The 17,422-nt window shown below is 40.4% G+C and carries 19 protein-coding genes; 7 read left to right on the top strand and 12 right to left on the bottom strand.

Going from position 1 to position 17,422, the window contains the following annotated elements; translation table 11 throughout:
• Nucleotides 1-3 precede the first annotated feature (3 nt).
• Together P2W73_RS12085 and P2W73_RS12080 are read right to left on the bottom strand one after the other, a co-directional pair.
• Nucleotides 4-249 carry a YneF family protein gene (locus P2W73_RS12085; RefSeq protein ID WP_276502302.1) on the bottom strand — a complete coding sequence of 82 codons (246 nt, stop codon included), beginning with the start codon at nt 247-249 and terminating at the stop codon, nt 4-6.
• A gap of 93 nt (nt 250-342) precedes the next feature.
• Nucleotides 343-816 (bottom strand): LEA/WHy family protein, encoded by a 474-nt coding sequence (locus P2W73_RS12080; protein WP_276502301.1) that lies wholly within the window; start codon nt 814-816, stop codon nt 343-345.
• A 326-nt stretch (nt 817-1,142) separates the two neighbouring features.
• Here P2W73_RS12080 and P2W73_RS12075 point away from each other — a divergent pair, with 326 nt between their 5' ends.
• Entirely contained in the window at nt 1,143-1,535 is a 393-nt protein-coding gene (locus P2W73_RS12075; protein ID WP_276502300.1) for an AraC family ligand binding domain-containing protein, read from the top strand.
• A gap of 45 nt (nt 1,536-1,580) precedes the next feature.
• On the opposite strand, the gene P2W73_RS12070 is transcribed toward P2W73_RS12075, so the two are convergent.
• On the bottom strand, nt 1,581-2,066 hold the full coding sequence (locus tag P2W73_RS12070) for a YbhB/YbcL family Raf kinase inhibitor-like protein (protein ID WP_276502299.1): 486 nt from the start codon (nt 2,064-2,066) through the stop codon (nt 1,581-1,583).
• Between the two features lie 222 nt (nt 2,067-2,288).
• On the opposite strand from P2W73_RS12070, the gene P2W73_RS12065 reads away from it, so the two are divergent.
• On the top strand, nt 2,289-3,056 hold the full coding sequence (locus P2W73_RS12065; RefSeq protein ID WP_276502298.1) for a LytR/AlgR family response regulator transcription factor: 768 nt from the start codon (nt 2,289-2,291) through the stop codon (nt 3,054-3,056).
• Between the two features lie 14 nt (nt 3,057-3,070).
• On the opposite strand, the gene P2W73_RS12060 is transcribed toward P2W73_RS12065, so the two are convergent.
• The 9 genes from P2W73_RS12060 to rbp all read right to left on the bottom strand — a co-directional run bounded on the left by P2W73_RS12060 (nt 3,071) and on the right by rbp (nt 10,302).
• Entirely contained in the window at nt 3,071-3,592 is a 522-nt protein-coding gene (locus tag P2W73_RS12060; protein ID WP_276502297.1) for a dihydrofolate reductase family protein, read from the bottom strand.
• A gap of 122 nt (nt 3,593-3,714) precedes the next feature.
• Nucleotides 3,715-3,903, bottom strand: a complete 189-nt coding sequence (locus P2W73_RS12055; protein WP_276502296.1) for a hypothetical protein — start codon at nt 3,901-3,903, stop codon at nt 3,715-3,717.
• Nucleotides 3,904-4,255: 352 nt separating this feature from the next.
• Nucleotides 4,256-4,462: a hypothetical protein gene (locus tag P2W73_RS12050; protein ID WP_276502295.1), complete on the bottom strand. Its 207-nt coding sequence runs from the start codon at nt 4,460-4,462 to the stop codon at nt 4,256-4,258.
• Between the two features lie 265 nt (nt 4,463-4,727).
• Nucleotides 4,728-6,671 carry a T9SS type A sorting domain-containing protein gene (locus P2W73_RS12045; protein WP_276502294.1) on the bottom strand — a complete coding sequence of 648 codons (1,944 nt, stop codon included), beginning with the start codon at nt 6,669-6,671 and terminating at the stop codon, nt 4,728-4,730.
• A 489-nt stretch (nt 6,672-7,160) separates the two neighbouring features.
• Entirely contained in the window at nt 7,161-7,607 is a 447-nt protein-coding gene (locus P2W73_RS12040; protein WP_276502293.1) for a cold-shock protein, read from the bottom strand.
• Between the two features lie 57 nt (nt 7,608-7,664).
• Complete coding sequence (locus P2W73_RS12035) at nt 7,665-8,738, bottom strand: 3-oxoacyl-ACP synthase III family protein (protein ID WP_276502292.1); 1,074 nt, start codon at nt 8,736-8,738, stop codon at nt 7,665-7,667.
• Nucleotides 8,739-8,809: 71 nt separating this feature from the next.
• Nucleotides 8,810-9,070 carry a short-chain dehydrogenase gene (locus P2W73_RS12030; RefSeq protein ID WP_276502291.1) on the bottom strand — a complete coding sequence of 87 codons (261 nt, stop codon included), beginning with the start codon at nt 9,068-9,070 and terminating at the stop codon, nt 8,810-8,812.
• 293 nt (nt 9,071-9,363) lie between these two features.
• Nucleotides 9,364-9,909 (bottom strand): hypothetical protein, encoded by a 546-nt coding sequence (locus P2W73_RS12025; RefSeq protein ID WP_276502290.1) that lies wholly within the window; start codon nt 9,907-9,909, stop codon nt 9,364-9,366.
• 123 nt (nt 9,910-10,032) lie between these two features.
• Nucleotides 10,033-10,302: an RNA-binding regulator gene (gene rbp / locus P2W73_RS12020; protein WP_276502289.1), complete on the bottom strand. Its 270-nt coding sequence runs from the start codon at nt 10,300-10,302 to the stop codon at nt 10,033-10,035.
• Nucleotides 10,303-10,637: 335 nt separating this feature from the next.
• Here rbp and P2W73_RS12015 point away from each other — a divergent pair, with 335 nt between their 5' ends.
• The 5 genes from P2W73_RS12015 to P2W73_RS11995 all read left to right on the top strand — a co-directional run bounded on the left by P2W73_RS12015 (nt 10,638) and on the right by P2W73_RS11995 (nt 17,420).
• Nucleotides 10,638-11,336, top strand: coding sequence for a 3-keto-disaccharide hydrolase (locus tag P2W73_RS12015; protein ID WP_276502288.1), 699 nt, complete (start codon nt 10,638-10,640; stop codon nt 11,334-11,336).
• Nucleotides 11,337-11,488: 152 nt separating this feature from the next.
• On the top strand, nt 11,489-12,073 hold the full coding sequence (locus P2W73_RS12010; RefSeq protein ID WP_276502287.1) for a hypothetical protein: 585 nt from the start codon (nt 11,489-11,491) through the stop codon (nt 12,071-12,073).
• Between the two features lie 260 nt (nt 12,074-12,333).
• Nucleotides 12,334-15,873, top strand: coding sequence for a chromosome segregation protein SMC (gene smc, locus P2W73_RS12005; protein ID WP_276502286.1), 3,540 nt, complete (start codon nt 12,334-12,336; stop codon nt 15,871-15,873).
• A 538-nt stretch (nt 15,874-16,411) separates the two neighbouring features.
• On the top strand, nt 16,412-16,984 hold the full coding sequence (locus tag P2W73_RS12000) for a pentapeptide repeat-containing protein (protein WP_276502285.1): 573 nt from the start codon (nt 16,412-16,414) through the stop codon (nt 16,982-16,984).
• Nucleotides 16,985-17,009: 25 nt separating this feature from the next.
• Nucleotides 17,010-17,420 carry a DUF1801 domain-containing protein gene (locus P2W73_RS11995; RefSeq protein ID WP_276502284.1) on the top strand — a complete coding sequence of 137 codons (411 nt, stop codon included), beginning with the start codon at nt 17,010-17,012 and terminating at the stop codon, nt 17,418-17,420.
• The last annotated feature ends 2 nt before the right edge of the window (nt 17,421-17,422 follow it).

Below are 17,422 nucleotides of genomic sequence, written 5' to 3'. Positions count from 1 at the left end.
GCCTCATTTACTGTTGTCAATTTTGCGACCAACGAAATAACCTGCTGCGGCTCCCGCTACAAGTCCAATAATAATCCAAAGAATAGAACCCTCACTACCGAAATAGCTTACAGCCAGACCAATTACTGCGCCAACAATAGCAAAAACTCCGGCCGCCTTACTGGTTGCTGTGGTTACTACTGTTTCCTCCTTGTGCTTGTATTGACGCAGATGTTCTTTATGCTTTTTTCGGTGATGTGACCTGGCCATTTTTTTTCTTTGAATTTACTAAATCCTATAGGATAAAAACGACTTATTTTCTTGTTTCAATAAGAAACCCCGGCTTTTCCGGGGTTTAGAAATTTACCTGGAGACCAGGGTTCGCAAACGCTCAATATTCTGCATGCTCTCGTGTTTGATGGCAATGTCCTTAGTAAAACCTGCTTTTTTAACCCTTGCGACTCCATCAATTCTTATCAGGGCTTCTTTTTTCTTTAAAAGATCACGTTGGTTTTTAATGGCGCCGATCATATCCAGTTTGATAACGGCTGGCACAATAAACTCTGACCTTTTTTTCACTTGAACTTTCTCGCCCAGCTCAAACCGGCCAAGGTAAGTATTGTCAACATACACGTCGCCTCTTGCTTCGGAAAGTTGCACCCCGAAATCGTTTGGATTATAGTAGATGAAGTCGACACCTGCCGTGGATTGCAGTATTCCCAACTCCAACATTTTTATATCCCGGATGTCCCGGTACTCGGGTTCCTTTACATTAGCAGTGCCACAAGACGATAGTAATACGACAGCCAGTGCAAGTGTAGAAATTATAGCTTTCATAATCTTTTATTTAGTTTAAATAAATTGTTTTTATGACTTCTGCTTTCATAAAAGGATTAGGCCAGTTTACGTTAAAAAGAACAAATGAATAGTTTTTAACAGCCCTTTAATTTTTTCCCGGATCATTCAAGGGAAGGAATTAGTGCCACTTTTGATGTAGAAAACCATTCACTTTTAGTTACAATAAGTTTTGACAGCGGTTTATTAGATTGCGCTCCTGTATTGATTTATATGGCAGAAAGACAGGTGAATTTGTAAATCACGTTTTCGGAATGATTTTTATGCATGTTTAGTTGAACCTATTAAACACATTTTAAAAATTGTTTATGGAAATAAAAAGAACAGAAGCCACACTTAATCGTCCCGAGGGGGCAAGAGCAATTGATGCTTCGTATATTTTTACGGACATAACTGCTACAATTAATCAGCTCAAAGACGAAAAAGCCTGGGATAAAAACGACCGGAATGGGATAACGGTTTTTAAGTCAGGTAATATACGCATCGTCATTTCAGCCTTAAAAGCCGGAGCCTTTATCAAGGAAAATGAAATAGAGGGTTATATGTCTATTCAAATGCTCCGAGGAAAGGCAGTGTTTACTACCAGTGAGGGGGACGTACAGCTGAAAGAAAATCAGTTGGTAACCCTTCATCCTCATGTCATTCATTCCTTCAAAGCTGTCTCAGACTGTATCGTATTATTGAGCACCTATGTTAAATAAGCCGGGTATCTCAAAAATTTTTCACAAGACACCCAGCTTTTAGATTTAGTCCTTCTGGCTTTCGCCTTCGGGTTGGGGAACTTTCTTTTTTTGATAGTATCCCATAAGTTCTCCCTGTGCCAGTATGTGGTCATGCATTCTTTCCAGCAATTCCTCTTTGGTTGCGCCAGCCATAAGGTCGAGCTTTTTATCCAGTGCATACACCCTGAAAAAATAGCGATGGGCCCCGGAAGGAGGGCAAGGTCCGCCATAGCCGGTGTGTCCAAAACTATTAGTGCCGCTTATCCCCGGAACGCTTTCCTCGGTAATAGCTTCGGTAGGAGAAATATTCCATACTACCCAGTGATCGAATGTTTGCCGCGGTGCATCCGGATCTTCCATAATCAGCGCCAGGGTTTTGGTTCCTTCCGGGATATTGTCCACCTCAATCGGAGGATTGATGTTCTTCCCGTCACAGGTATACTCCGGGGGAATGTGACCGTTGTGACTAAAGACGGTGCTGTATACTTTGAGTTTGTTTTCGCTTGTCATAATTAAAATCATTTAACAATTAGCAACTCATAAAATATGCCAGTCAGTTTTGCGTTGTTTTTTTATTCCTGCCTTTAATCTTTTGAACAACCGATAGCAAAAAGCAGCGGAGTTGTGTTGAAAATGTTGGAACTTTAATTGAGTGTTATCAGTGGCTTCATTGTAGCATTACCCTGGAAATAATGGGACGGAGTAAGTTTTCAAGCCAAAGAGTCTTTCACCATGGTAAAAGCTATTATTATTGATCAAAATGAACAGGCCTCGGCGCAATTAGCTGATGCTATTGGGAGTGTTGCTGTTGACGTAAACGTAGTCGCCTCCTTCCACAATATTGATGCGGCGATAACCTACCTCCATACCAGGCCTGCAGTCGATATTCTTTTCTGTGCAGTCAAGGTGGACAATGAATTTTCATTCAAGATTTTTGATCAGACAAATGCTTGCACGCCAGTCATTTTTGTGACTGATGAGCCGGAACATATGCTTAAAGCTTTTGAGTATAATTGCCTGGCCTATTTGTTAAAACCACTCGACCCGGACAGGCTTCACAAAGCCATCGCTAAGTACCGGATGCTATACACGCAGGATCAGGCAAATAATAGCTTACCAAGCAATCAGGGGAGTGACAAGCCGGCAACACATGTACGTCATCGTATGTTAGTGAAAAAGGGTAAAGAAAATATTTCATTGCCAATGAGCGATATTGTGCTTTTTCATACCGAGCACAGGACAGTGTATGTTATTGATAAAAGAGGCAGAGAGTACATCGTGGATAAAAACCTATGTGATATAGAGCTTGAGTTGGACAGGAGTAGTTTTTTTAGAGTCAACAGGCAATATATTGTCAATATCAATTTCATTCATGGATATAAAACACACGAAAAAGTGAAGCTGGTAATTGAGTTGACCGTGCCCAGGTTAAATCATCATTTCCTGGTAGTAAGCCAGGAAATGGCCCCCCAATTCAGGGAGTGGATGTACAATGCTTAACACACAAAATCAGGTTAAGTAGAAAGTTTGTAAGAGATCATTACAAGGCCGCTGGGATAGGTTTCGATTCCCGTTAAATTTAGCTTTTTTCGTTCCGTGATATTTTGAAATAAGGGTTTTCCGGCTCCCAAAACAATGGGATGAACAGCAAGCGACATTTCATCTACCAGGTTATTGTTTATAAAAAATGTTACAAGCTCAGCTCCTCCAAACAACCAAATGTCTTTGCCCGGAAGGTTCTTTATCTTATTAACTTCTGCAAGAAAATTACCACTAACAATAACCCGATCTCCTTCTATTTTTTTTAAAGAATTGGAGAAAACATACTCTTTTATGGACGGGAAACCAAGTGGGGCAGAGCCGCCCATGGAAAGTGCCAGCTCATAACTTTTGCGGCCGATAAAAATGGCGTCTATTTGTTGAAAGAATGCCGACATTCCGTAGTCATCATCTGTAAAACACCAATCAAATTCTCCCTTAGGCCCTTCAATATAGCCGTCAAGACTTACGGCTAACTGCAGAATTACTTTGCGCATGCCATAAATATATTATTGTAATCTAATCATTGTTGCTCACTACTCAACATAAGCAGCCAGTTGAGTGCTAGCACCGATCGGTTGCCGGGATAAAAGACTCCTTAAGTTTATATTACGGTCGGCTATAGCTCCAGGCGTTCCAACACCATCAGGGCTTCCTTCAGTTTGTTCCAGGCGGTTTGCCACTCTTCGCTGGCCTTAACTATTTTGAGATGCTCGTCCTGCTTCAATTCACCCTTGGATTTAAGATATTCTTCCAAATGCTTTAAAGATTCCCGGTTAAGTTCTTCCAGTTTTTGTTTAGTATCCATAAAAGTATTTTGAACATATACAAACAATAATGAGACCTGTTTTCCGGGCCGCGATTGGGGTGATTTATTTTCAAAAAAGATCGGGGTAGAAGAATTGCCAGATAGCTATCAAACCAGCCAATATGAGAATCAAAAGGACAATCCATTCAAGATTTCTTACAACAAACGATTTTTTCCTTTCCGGCGCCATACTCATAAGTTTCTGAGTGCTAATCAAAGATAGGATAGTACCGTGTTTTTGTCGGATTTATTTGAGACGAGCAGACCTTAAAATGAAATGACGGCGGGCAGGGTAGAGCGGCCAGTTAAAAGGCACAGTTTAAGAAAATCGATTGGCAAAAAACAGATTCGGTTAATTCTTACAAAATGCTTTTACCGAAAAGCTGGCAGCGGGGGTATCAAAAAATGTCGCTAATGCGTGGCGCCAAACATCATTAACCCGGCTCATGGAAATGATTTCCTGTAAGTACAAAGACCTCTTCCGATAATCAATATTTTCCATGATGAACCGAAGAAGTAATTTCTTGGAAGCTGTGGAGGAGGTATATGTATGCATCATAAGGTTGGTTTGCAAAAAATGGGGTAAAAATTGTGCCAGCTTTCCAACAAAAAATGGAAAGATATTAACAGGGGTGAATTATTGTTTTCAACAGATGGTTTACGTGATTTTTGGCTACCCCGGTGATCGTGTGAACAGGGCATTATAGCCTGGATGTGGCCCTATTATTATTTATTTTAATTCACTCTAACCTGGATAACAGGTGGCTGAATTAAAAAAGGAGCCATTCGGTAATGGCTCCTGTATGCAAATGGTGACAACTTTCTTATCGTGCTACCAATAATTTTTGCTGGGCTTTGAACGAACCATCGGCAGCAAAGGCCTGAATGATATAAATTCCTGGTGTCAATTGGCGGAGACTGATTTTTTCATTTTCATTCTTTAGCTGCAGGCTCCTGACTTCAGTTCCAAGATTATTGTAGATCTTCACTGACATTCCTGCCTTCATAATTTTTCTGAAACCAATTTGCAAATAATCACTTGCAGGGTTGGGTGTTATGGTGAAATCGGCCGCCAACCCGTTGTTGTTTTTTATGCTTATAGTTTGACTATAATTGACCAGGAAATTTGTGGAGGTGATCTTTAAACGATAGTAAATTTTGCCTGCATTTAGATGATTTATTTGGTCAATAGCCTGGTAGTTTTTTTCAGCTACGCTATTGCTGGTAGCGTTAATGCTACCAATGGTTTGAAAAGAGCGGTTATCAATGCTTCGTTCCACTTCATATTTGAGAACGTCTTTAGCAGTGGAGGTCCAGGTTAGTAAAACATCCGAATTATTACTTTTTGCATTCAGCTGTAAATCCTCTGCCGCCAATATCATACACCGGGTTAAGTCCTTAATAAGGACGATAGTGTCAGTTGAATAAGAGGAACATCCGCTAATCAAAGTTTGGTTAACTATATAAGTACCCGGCATATTGGCTACGATAGTTGTTCCCTCAGCAGGAGTGGTAACAATATTTCCATTTGGTGTTGACCAGGTATAAGTAGATGTTGAAAGAGGATTTGTTACTGATAACTGTGAAAATCCGGGTCCGCTGCCGCAGAAAAGGGATAGATTGCCGGTGACTGCCGCTGTTTCCGGACGGGCAATACTATAAGGGCCTACAAAGTCCTGCAGGGAAGATGTAAAAGAATTGGAGCTCCTGGTCTTTGCAAAAACTTTTCTAAATGAAAGATTGCAACTACTACCCAGAATGGTATAAGGATCCAAACCGAGTTTTGTCATATTTACCGCGATCTCCATAAAGTCAGGGCTGGCATAATTTGTAATAGATACATTGGTTACATCCACAAAGCCAAACGGACCTCCCCAGGTATTATTGGTGCACTGGTTGCCGCCATAAAAAATACCGCCGGTTTTGGGCTTGATACTCGCATATCCATATTGAGCTGATGTTCCATCTCCATCAAAGGCGCCGTTCCAGGAAAACGGTGCAGGTGTTAGTGACAGTGAGCTTTTGTCAATCCAAATGCGGGCTTCAAGCAGTTCCAGCCCTGCATTACTAAATTCAGCAGTGAAGATGACATCACCGGGTCTTGTTACATTACCCACTGCATCAAACTGCCAGGCCGTATGCCCGGCTTCTGCACCATAATTATAAAAACTGCTATCAGCTTTATTGAAAAAAATATCAGTCTGGTACAATTCAAAATCAAAATACCGGCTACCCGTACTCCCGTGTATTGATACACCTGCGAAAAACCATAATGAGTCTGTTAAAGCTGGTCCATCTCTTCTTACATGGACCATTACGTCATTAATATCATTTTTGACAGGAATCGGTGTTGTTGCGCCACTCCAAATTGCAGGGCTTTCACCGTTTTTATTACTACTGACAAAGGCTGTAGAATCGTTTTTATTATGATCCCTTACATAAAGGGCATCATACAACAATTTGCCGTTAACAGTGGAATACATGGGGTAGTTCATACCGCGGGTAAATGATTTTTTGCGCAATGTGGGATCAGCTATGTATTGGCTCATCATGGCTGCGGCACCGGTAGTATCAATAACAAACACGCCTGTGCCAGGTGTGCCGTCATTAAACCAGTCATCATTTCCGGGAGAAAGAGAACCATTAAAAAAATTGGCTTTCAGATCAGCGTCAACCCCAAAATTTGCTTTGATAAACGGAGTTACAATTTGGGCCTTAGAAAAGCAGGCCATTAATAAAAATGCGGTAAGGAGTACAGTTAGCTTCATAAGGTTAGGTATTTATACGGTATACTGCTCGTAAAAACCATCTGCGAATCAGTATTAAGCACAAAACAAGAAAAGAAAATCTACCAGTGCAAGTTTTTTACGATGAAAAATCCCTATACCAATTTCTTTTTAAACCAAGTTGAGATGTACTTGTTTGCATGTCAGTCTTTTAAGATTCATTTATTCGAATAATTTTTTTTTGGACTGATTATTTTAAGTGACAGGAGATTATGGGAAAATTACTAATGTTACTATCAGGGCCATTTAAATTATCCAGGAGATGGATCCAGCCTTTTTAACTAAATGATTACGACGGCTTGTATATTTTGGGGTAAATGCCCGGTTTATCCGGTTGTAGTTTTACTGTAATGGTGGGATTCGAAAAATGCCTTTCCAAAAACTGGAGAAGACTCTTAGGATTCATAGGAACGCTGTTGCGACAACATCAATTGAATAATTAATCTTGTCGCAACCCTAAATTGTTAAAGCTTAGCTACCGAGTTTTACGTTTACTGCCTGCAACCCTCTGGGACCTTTTTCTACTTCAAACAGGACGATACTATTTTCCTTTATTTCATCAATAGCAGAATTAACATGGACAAATATGCTTTCCATGGTTTGCTTGTCTTTAATAAATCCATATCCCTTTTCATTATTAAAAAAGGTGACAACGCCTTTTCGCAGTGAGTCGGCAGGATCTCTGTCTTTCAGCTTGGGTACTCCAATCTCAATATCTTCCGCATTGACAATAATTTTTTTACTTGGATCCGGAGGAGTAGAAGTTAGATTGCCGTTTTCGTCAAGGTATGCCATCATCTCATCGAGGCTTTTTCCTTTTTTAGCATTTTCTTTTCTCTCCAATTTTTTTTCGGCTTTATTCTTTTTGTCTAATTGTTTTTTCTTTTCTCTTTCCTTTTTATTCCAGGATGTTGCCATATTATTTTTTAAGTTTTTTAATTAAGTGAAAATTGATATCCGGTTAAAATTGGATTTTCAATACCTGTAACAAACCGCATTTATATTCATGCCTGCACCCACCGATGCAAATAAGATAACATCACCGGTTGCTAAACGATGAGAAGCCATTTCGTCCTTTCGTACCAGGTCAAACAGGGTAGGCACGGTAGCTACTGAACTGTTACCGAGCCAATGTATGCTCATCGGCATAATGTCGGTTGGTAGTTCATCGATGCCATAAAGCTGGTACAATCTTTTTATGATCCCGTCATCCATCTTTTCATTTGCCTGGTGAATAAACACTTTTTTTAATTCATGGATCGGCACGCCACATTTATCCAAACAATCTTTCATCGCAGCGGGTACGTACGTCATAGCATATTCATACACTTTACGCCCCTTCATTTTAATATACCGGATACGGGAATCACTATCGGGGTAATAGGAAGTACCAAGATTGATATAATCCAGTTCGTTCATCGAATGTGATTTTGCTGCCGACCCAAGTATTCCTGCACCATTTACACCTGTTTCCTGGTATTCCACAACAGCGGCACCCGCGCCGTCACTGAAGATCATGCTATCTCTGTCATACATGTCTATTACTCTCGACAAAGTTTCTGTTCCGATGACCAAAGCTTTTTTAGCAATGCCGGCTTTAAAAAAAGCGTCAGTTTGTATTAAACCCTGCACCCAACCGGGACAACCAAATAAGATATCATAAGCGACGCAGTCCGGATTCTGTATCCCCAGTAAATGCTTTATATGATTTGCTAAAGATGGTACAGCGTCGGTTTGTATTGTATCCTTAATTACATTGCCAAAGTTGTGTGCAACAATTATTTGGTCAATTGTTTCAGGGTCTGTTGCACTATCAGCAAGCGCCGCCTTGGCCGCGAGGCTTCCTATATCTGAAGCATTTAAGTCATCTGTTGTATAGCGTCTTTCCTCAATGCCGGTGATTTGCCTGAATTTTTCGATTACCTCAACAGGCGGCGTATTTAACGGCTGCCTGTTTTCAGTGTAAAAAAGGTGGCTGGCAAAATCAAGATTCGATTGGATATGTGGTGGAATATAAGAACCGGTTCCGGTAATAACAGATCGAAACATACTCAACACTTGATTTTATGTCACAAAAATATCAGCCGGCAGCAATCCCTGCTACTGGCGCCGGCTTCGTTTTACTTCGATTCGCTTTCTGACAGCCGGGTAAATGAAGCTCCATTGAACAAACGGGCCAGGTTCATATCCTTTGTTTGTTTCCACTGAGCAAGATTTTGATTATTGATAATCCGCCAGAAATTTTTTGATTTCAGCTCATCATAATCAACAGCGTGAATGAATAAGCCGGTCACAGTGTGCCGGTCTTTGAAGTGAATGTTAACCGATTCACCTTTTTTGATCTTGTTTGCTACAAATTTTTCAATCAATTCAACTGTCATTAACGTATTTATTTAATTAAAGTATATAAAACAAAAAAATCTACATCATGCTTAGTTTACAACTCATCCTCCGGTTTATTACCGGCTGAAAATCTTAATGGCAGGATTGGGTTTGGGCACCGGTGTATTTGAGAAGAATGCAGGTGTAATAGAATAATACGAGGTGGCAGGAAGCTATTGTTCGCTTACAAGAGCCATAAAACTCAAATTTTAGGTGCAAAGATAGGCTTAATTGGGCAAGTTGCAGCTCTCTTTTTAAGAGTAAGGTTCAATTACCTGGGAGTTTTTGGCTATCAGGCTACCACGCATGCCCGGTAGATGCCGGTTTCCGTATCCGGTAAATGTTTAAGCATTTGCTCCAATTCTTCGGCGTGTATGGCCGGTACAATAAATTCCATGATATGGCTGTAAAGACAGCTTTCATAGTAGGCTTTGTAAATATTGAGATGGAGGTATAAGGGAAGTCGGCGATAATGATCAAGGCCTGTGTCGTAGATATTTATGCAGGCAATCAACCGGACTTCTTCTTTTGTTTGCTTGTGTCCTTTTTTTAACTCAAGCGGAAGGTAGCCGCCGGCATTAATCACCCTTACGGCATGTTCGGGAAAGAACTCGGAAGTTCTTCCTTTCATGAAGCTAAAATAAAAATTGTCCTCGTCGCATTCATGTTGTGAAATATAGCGAAACCTGGTTATTGTTTTTGCCATTTTCTCCTGTAGCGCCGGCCTGAATTGCTCAACGACGAGTTTTTGAGCAAAATATTTCCACTTCGGTATAAACTCCGCTGCATCAAGATTGGTGACGAAACAAACAAACTGTACAATAGTATCATTGCTCATTTTTACCGCTTGCTGGAATTGGTGAAAAATATACCGGTTAAATCATATCAGGCTCCACGATCAAAGATTCACCGGCAAAAGAAAAGGAAATTTATAACCCTTCTTTTGCCGGCAGATGGTTGGTTACCATCTTTTATTATCTGGCCTTGAGCTTTTTTCTCTTGCGACAGAAACACTCATCGCCCTGCCATCGATTTCTTTATTATCAAGAGCTTTGATAGCTGTGTTTGCATGGGTATCTGATGGCATTTCGACAAAGCCAAAACCACGACTACGGCCGGTTTCCCTGTCTGTAATGACTTTTGCTGAAGAAACTTCACCAAATTGACTAAATAATTTTTTCAGGTCTGCATCTGATGTAGTAAAACTCAGGTTTGAAACGTACATGTTCATAAAACAAAAATTTAATAATACAATAAATTGAATGTGAAAAAGGACTACAGCAAAAAGTAGAGAGGAGAATAACTATTACTAAAGCGGAAGAGTAAAAATTGAGACTGATCCGGACTGAATGTTGGAAGAACTTTTTATCACGGAATGAAGATAGGCTTTAAATCCGGGAATGGGATAATTAATTTTTTCAGCGAAATACAAAGGCAGCAGGTTGATGAAAGGCAGATTAACAAATACAGCTCCGATTTTTATTCGAAGCTTATCTGAAGGTATTTACGAAAAATTAACTCATCTGCCTTTTCATTAACTTTCCTGCAATAAAAAAAATTTAATAAATGAAGAATGGCATTATAAAAATCCTGGCAGGCTTAGCAATTCTTTTTTGTACGTTCTCTTCTTTTGCACAATCGTATAGTCTTTTCAATGGCAAGGATCTAAGCGGCTGGCATATTGATATTCCCGAAATGGATACCAATGCTGCAGCCATCAACCCATTTATCGTTCGCAATGGTTTATTGGTGAGTCTTGGAAGGCCATTGGGACATCTTATCACCGATTCTGTATATGAAAATTTCCGGTTGGAAGTAGAATATCGGTTTGCTGCCAAACCTGGAAACTGCGGTGTGCTGGTGTTTGCTTCTACTCCACGGGTTCTTTATAAGATGTTTCCTAAATCAGTAGAGGTACAACTGATGCATACAAATGCAGGCGATTTTTGGTGCATTGGTGAAGACATTATGGTACCAGATATGGAAACCCGCCGTGGACCAAAAGCGAACTGGGGCGTTACCGAAGGCAAAGAACGGCGTGTAAAAAACCTTACGGATAGTTCTGAAAATCCGCTGGGAGAATGGAACAGGATGACCATTGAATGCGTTGGTAATTCTATTAAGGTTTGGGTTAATAAAGACCTGGTAAATTATGGTTTTAATGCTACTGCCAGCAAAGGCAATATTGCCTTGCAGGCCGAAGGCTCAGAAGTAGAGTTTCGTAAGGTGGTGTTTACATCTATAACAAAATTTACCGGAAAATAACAGCAACACCATTGTGAAGGCCAGCATTAATTTTGGAGCTGACAGTGCAAGCAATGATTTTGAAACAGACTGTTTCGTTGTTGTGAAAACAAGGTTGTATTCCCGAAAGGTTTATAATCATTCTTTGAAAGTTTATAGTATATTTTTACTGTATGGCTAAATATACAATGGAGAAAACAGCCGGCGTTTATCACCTGCAGGAAGTAAAGACAACCGCATCTGGTTTTAAGCTGAATCCTGATGGCAGCTTCCTGTTCTTTTTTAGCTATGGCGCTATTGACAGGTACGGTTCAGGCAACTGGACCATCGATAATGATCATGTTGTTTTGCAAAGCAGGCTCTGGAGCGGAAAAGATTTTGCATGGGTAGGAAGTAAAGAAAATAATCAAAATTTTATTACGGCAAAAATTGTGGGTGGTAATCCCGTATTGCTCCGGCATGTATTTTTTAGTTTAAAGAGCGGGGAGACCGGATCGTGGATAAAAACAAATGAAAGGGGAGAAGTGGCATTTCCTCTGCAGCCGGTAACTACAGTTTCTATGGTATTTGAATTTTGCCAGGAACGGTTTACACATTTTAGTATAACTAATCCTACGCATAACTATTTTGAATTCCGTTTTGAGCCATGGCTGATGGAAGTGTTCTTTAATAACTTTCAATTGAAAATATCGAAGTATACTTTATCAGGAAAACACCCGCTGATGAAAGGGGAGAAGTTTGTGTATGAGAAGGGGTGATGTTCGGGTCATACTGTAATAATCATATTTAATCAAGAGGCGGATCGGTATAAAAAACTTGCTGCCATGAAAACGGAACGTACAAGGGAGTGACACAGCAGTCGATGCCATGAAATACTATTGCTGGTAAACCAATCCTTCGTCAAGCTCAGGATTCTTCTCCCCATTTTTACCAATCCCTTGTGAATAAATGCTTGTTAGCTAAAACCTGTTTTACCCCTCTTTACCTTAAATTCGCCGCTACTTAAAACCTGAAAACAGTGAGATTAAAGAGCTTAGAAATCAAGGGATTTAAAAGTTTCGCCGATAAAACGATTGTCAATTTTGACGAAAATATCACCGGTATTGTAGGGCCGAACGGTTGTGGTAAGTCCAATATCGTGGACAGCATCCGATGGGTGATAGGGGAGCAAAAGATCAGTCAGTTGCGAAGTGAGAACCTCGATAGCCTTGTATTCAACGGCTCCAAAAGCCGTTCTGCTAGCGGTTTGGCCGAGGTGAGCCTGACATTTGAAAATACCAAGAACCTGCTGCCGACTGAGTTTAATACGGTGACGGTTACACGTAAGTTCTACAAAAGTGGCGAGAGCGAATATCGACTGAATGATGTGCAATGCCGGTTGAAAGATATCCAAAACCTTTTCATGGATACCGGGGTAAGCACCGACTCTTATGCCATCATAGCCCTCGACATGGTGGACGACCTGATCAAAGACAAAGACAATAGCCGCCGTCGCATGCTGGAGCAAGCCGCTGGAATTTCCATTTATAAAACAAGGAAGAAAGAAGCAAAGCAAAAGCTGGATGCTACCGAAATGGACCTGGCCCGTATCGAGGACCTTTTGTTTGAGATCAACAACCAGTTAAAATCACTGGAAAGCCAGGCGAAAAAGGCAGAAAAGTATCATGAGATCAAAAAAGATTACCGCGAAGTAAGCATCGAATTGGCAAAGGCGGCGCTGGAAGGCTTTAATCTCACTTATAAAGAGCTGAATGAGCAGCAGGAAATAGAAACAGATAAGAAAGTAAGACTGGAGGCTGAAGTGGCTACCGAAGAAGCTGCATTGGAGCAGGAGAAGCTGGCTTTTATTGAAAAAGAAAGAGCCCTGCAAAGTATGCAGCATGTGTTTAATGAACTAGTGCAAACCGTGCGGACCAAAGAAAATGAAAAGAATCTTTCTGCGCAGCGCCTCGAGTATTTAAAAGAAAGAGAAGGGAGCCTGAAAGAGTTTTTGCAAAAGGCCGAGGGACAGTTAAAGGGTATTGATGAAAGCATCGCCTTTACAAGCCTGCAGGTAGAAGAGGAGGAAAAATCACTGACCGGTTTAAGTGAGCGATTAGCACAATTGCGGGAAGAAGCGGATACCAAGAGAAATGTAGTGGATGAAAGAAGAGCTGCGGTTGATTCCTTCCGTACATCCTATCAGCAAATCCAGCGTAACCAGTTTGATGCAGAGAAAAAAGTAGCAGTAGCCGATACCTCGGTCCAAAACATCCAGAGAGCCATCACTCAAATAGAAGAAGAAAGAGCTCAGCGTGATGAGCAACGCCATCGCCTTGACCAGGAAAGAATGCTACATGAAAAAGAGCTGGAGATAAAAAAAGTAGACCTGGAACAGTTGCAACAGCACAATGAAAATACCAAGGAGCAAATATTACAAACCCAATCTATACTTGATTCATTGCGCAATGAATTGGCTGAGGAAACAAGAAAGCTGGATGCGAAGAAGAACGAACATGACCTGCTGAAAAGTATGATCGACTCGATGGAAGGTTACCCGGACAGTGTGAAGTTCCTGCATAATAATAGCAATTGGAGCCATGAGTCACCAATTCTGTCTGACGTATTATACGTAAAAGAAGAATACAGAACGGCACTGGAAAATGTATTGGAGCCTTACCTGAGTTATTACGTAGTGAATAATTTGCAGGAAGGTTTGCAAGCGGTGCACCTGCTGGATGAAAATAAAAAGGGGAAAGCCAATTTCTTTTTGTTGGATAAAGTGGCCGAAAAAGATTCTGCATCCGGAGATGGTCACCAACTGGAAGGCGGAATTCCTGCGATGAGTGTGATAGAAGTAGATGACAAATACAGGAAGTTGGCAGAGCATTTATTGGGTAATGTTTTTATCGCAGATAATGAAGATGCTTTGCAGAATAGCAATGGTTTTGTGATTATTGAAAAAGGCGGCAAGTATGTAAAAGGAAAATATTCCCTGACCGGCGGAAGTGTCGGACTCATTGAAGGGAAAAAGATCGGCCGTGCGAAGAACCTGGAGAAATTGCAGGATGATATTTCCGCACAGGATAAAGTGGTTGATTCGCTGCGTGCTGATATCCAGGCGAGACACAACGAAGTAATTGCTTTTAATGAAGATTTGCGTGAGTCAGCAATTCGAGAAACAGAAAAAGAAATTCAACACCTGACCAACCAGGTTTTTGCCCTGCATAATAAACTGGAGAACCTGCACTCATTGCAAGCCAGTAGTCAAAATCGTTGGGAAGAATTGACCCAGCAAATGGAGCAGACACAACTCTCCGTGGAAAGTGTTCGCTTGCAATTGGCAGAGTTGAATGAAGAATTACAAGCCAATTCATCCCGGCTGGCAGAAGCTGATGAAGCCTTTAAATCAGTAGAGGCAGAATACAGTGAAGCTACCCGCCAGTACAATGAGTTTAATCTGAATGTTACCCGACAGCAGAGTAAGATCAATGCGCTGAGACAGGAGTTGACTTTTAAAAGCAACCAATTAAATGATCTGAAACTGCAAATTGAAAACAATACAACTCAATTGGCTGATACCGGTAGTAATATCGGTCAGTCGGAAGAATCATTGAAGGCAATCGAGGAAGGATTGATTGAATTGATGCGCCGCAAAGAAGATGAGGAAAGGGCCTTGAATGAAGCCGACCAGGCCTACTATAATATACGTAACCAATTAAGTGAAAAAGAAAGTGAGTTGCGCCATAAGGTAAAAGACAAAGAGCAGATTGAACATTTACTGGCGGCAATTAAAGACAAACTGAATGAGTTGAAATTGCAACTGGCCGGAACAAAAGAAAGATTGAATGTGGAGTTCCGTATTCAACTGGAAGATATTCTTGACCAGGAGCGGAATACCGAGACTACTGTTGAAGAGCTGCAGGAGAAAGCCGACCGGATGAAAAAGCGTTTGGAAAACCTTGGTGAGGTAAACCCAACGGCAATCGAGGCGTTTACCGAAATGAAAAAACGGTATGAATTTATCGTAGAGCAAAAGAATGACCTCGTAACTGCCAAGGAAAGTTTGTTGAAAACAATTGAAGAAGTAGAGGCAACCGCCAATCAAAAATTCCTTGAAACATTTACGACGGTAAAAGAAAATTTCATCAAGGTATTCAAAACATTATTTACAGAGGATGATCAATGCGACCTGGTATTGGAAAATCCGGAGAATTTAGCGGAAACCGGTATTGACGTAATAGCCAGACCTAAAGGTAAACGGCCTACTTCTTTAACACAGTTGAGCGGAGGAGAAAGAACACTGACCGCGACGGCGCTGTTGTTTGCCATCTACCTGATCAAACCGGCACCATTCTGTATTTTGGATGAGGTGGATGCACCGTTGGATGACGCCAATGTGAGCAAGTTTACCAATATGATACGCCAGTTCAGTGATAATTCGCAATTTATCATTGTAACCCATAATAAAACGACGATGAGTACGGTAGATGTGATCTATGGTGTGACAATGCAGGAGCCGGGAGTGAGCAAACTGGTGAGTGTTGACTTTAGAAATTTGAATCAAAGCCAGAATTAGCGAGTGAGAAGTGAATAAGTTTTATAAATTAGTAAGTCCTGTTTTTACGGGACTTTTTTTATTACAGCCTGTTATTCTTTTAAATGTTCCAAAATAACCAAAACAATGGCAATAAGAAATGGGGAAAGAAATAATGCTGCCCCTATGTAGGTGTAAAAGGGATATTTAAATTTTTTTTGAATTAGCTTGAAGTCCTCTCTGGTGAGGCGATTAAATTTTAGAGAATTAATTCTGAAGTTGCAGTTACTGCAACTTGCAAAGCCATCTTTTTCAAACGGAAAGATGGGTACATACCAAAAATGATAGTACTCTCCATACAAAGCAAAATCCACGGTGTTCAATTGCTTACATTCCGGGCATTGAAAGGGAAATGGATCGTGGAGGCCCAGCATTATCTTTTTTGTTCCGTATTTATGAGGTACAAACATTTCTAAAAAAATGTAATAGAAAATACAAGAATAACATGTTTTTTTAGTTTTTCATATATCACAATTCTGATTATTTTAATTTATCGGCTTGGTAAAATGAAATAGCTATTATGGAAAAAAAATACATCGAAGACCAGATTTTTGATAAGATTGATTTTACAAAAGGTGAGTTTGGTGAAGGAGAATACGATACCTGCAAGTTTATAAATTGCAATTTATCAGGTGTTGACTTGTCGAGTTTTCATTTTTTTGAATGTGAATTCTCAGGCTGCAATTTGGGCGGAGCAAAGTTGGTTAAGACAGCTTTTAAGACGGTTCATTTTAAAGATTGCAAAATGACGGGGCTGCACTTCGATCTTTGTACCAGTTTCCTGTTTGCTGTGGGGTTTGATGATTGTATACTCGATCTGTCTTCTTTTTATAAAGTGAAATTAAAAAACACCCGGTTTAACAACTGCAGGCTTCATGAGGTAGATTTTGTCGGGGCGGATCTGACCCTTGCGGTATTTGATAATTGTGATTTGGCAAAGGCTGGTTTTGAAAACACCATATTAGAAAAAGCTGATTTCAGAACCGCTTATAATTATGCAATGGATCCCGCTATAAATAACTTGAGGAAGGCCCAATTTTCACTTCCTGCTGTAACAGGTCTTTTAAGTAAATACGAAATTGAAATAAGTTAAGGAGCGTAACCGAAAAAATTATTTCATGAAAACAAGTTCTTTTCCAAAAGTAAGAAGCATTGTTCAACTCTATGAGCTCGTTCCGGAGCATGAGAGAATAATTGTCGATATGCTAAGGCAAATTGTGAGTGAATCTTTGCCTGCTTATTGCAAAGAAAAAATAGCCTATAATGTTCCTTTTTTCTATGGCAACAGAAGTATTTGTATTATCTGGCCTGCAAGCATTCCAGGAGGAGGAATAAAAGAAGGAGTGTTATTAGGATTTTGGTATGGCAACAGGCTGGCCGATGATGATCATTATCTTGAGCATGGCACAAACAAACAGGTTTTTTATAAGATATTTAAATCCGCAGAGGATATTGATGAAAAGCCTATTGCCAAAATACTAGCAGAAGCTGCAGCACTGGATAAAACTTTTCCAGGTAAGAAAAAATAACC

This window comes from Terrimonas pollutisoli (assembly GCF_029360765.1).
Taxonomy (GTDB): Bacteria; Bacteroidota; Bacteroidia; order Chitinophagales; family Chitinophagaceae; genus Terrimonas_B; species Terrimonas_B pollutisoli.
Note: the sequence above shows the minus strand (reverse complement) of the source record. Positions and strands in the feature narration are given on the sequence as shown.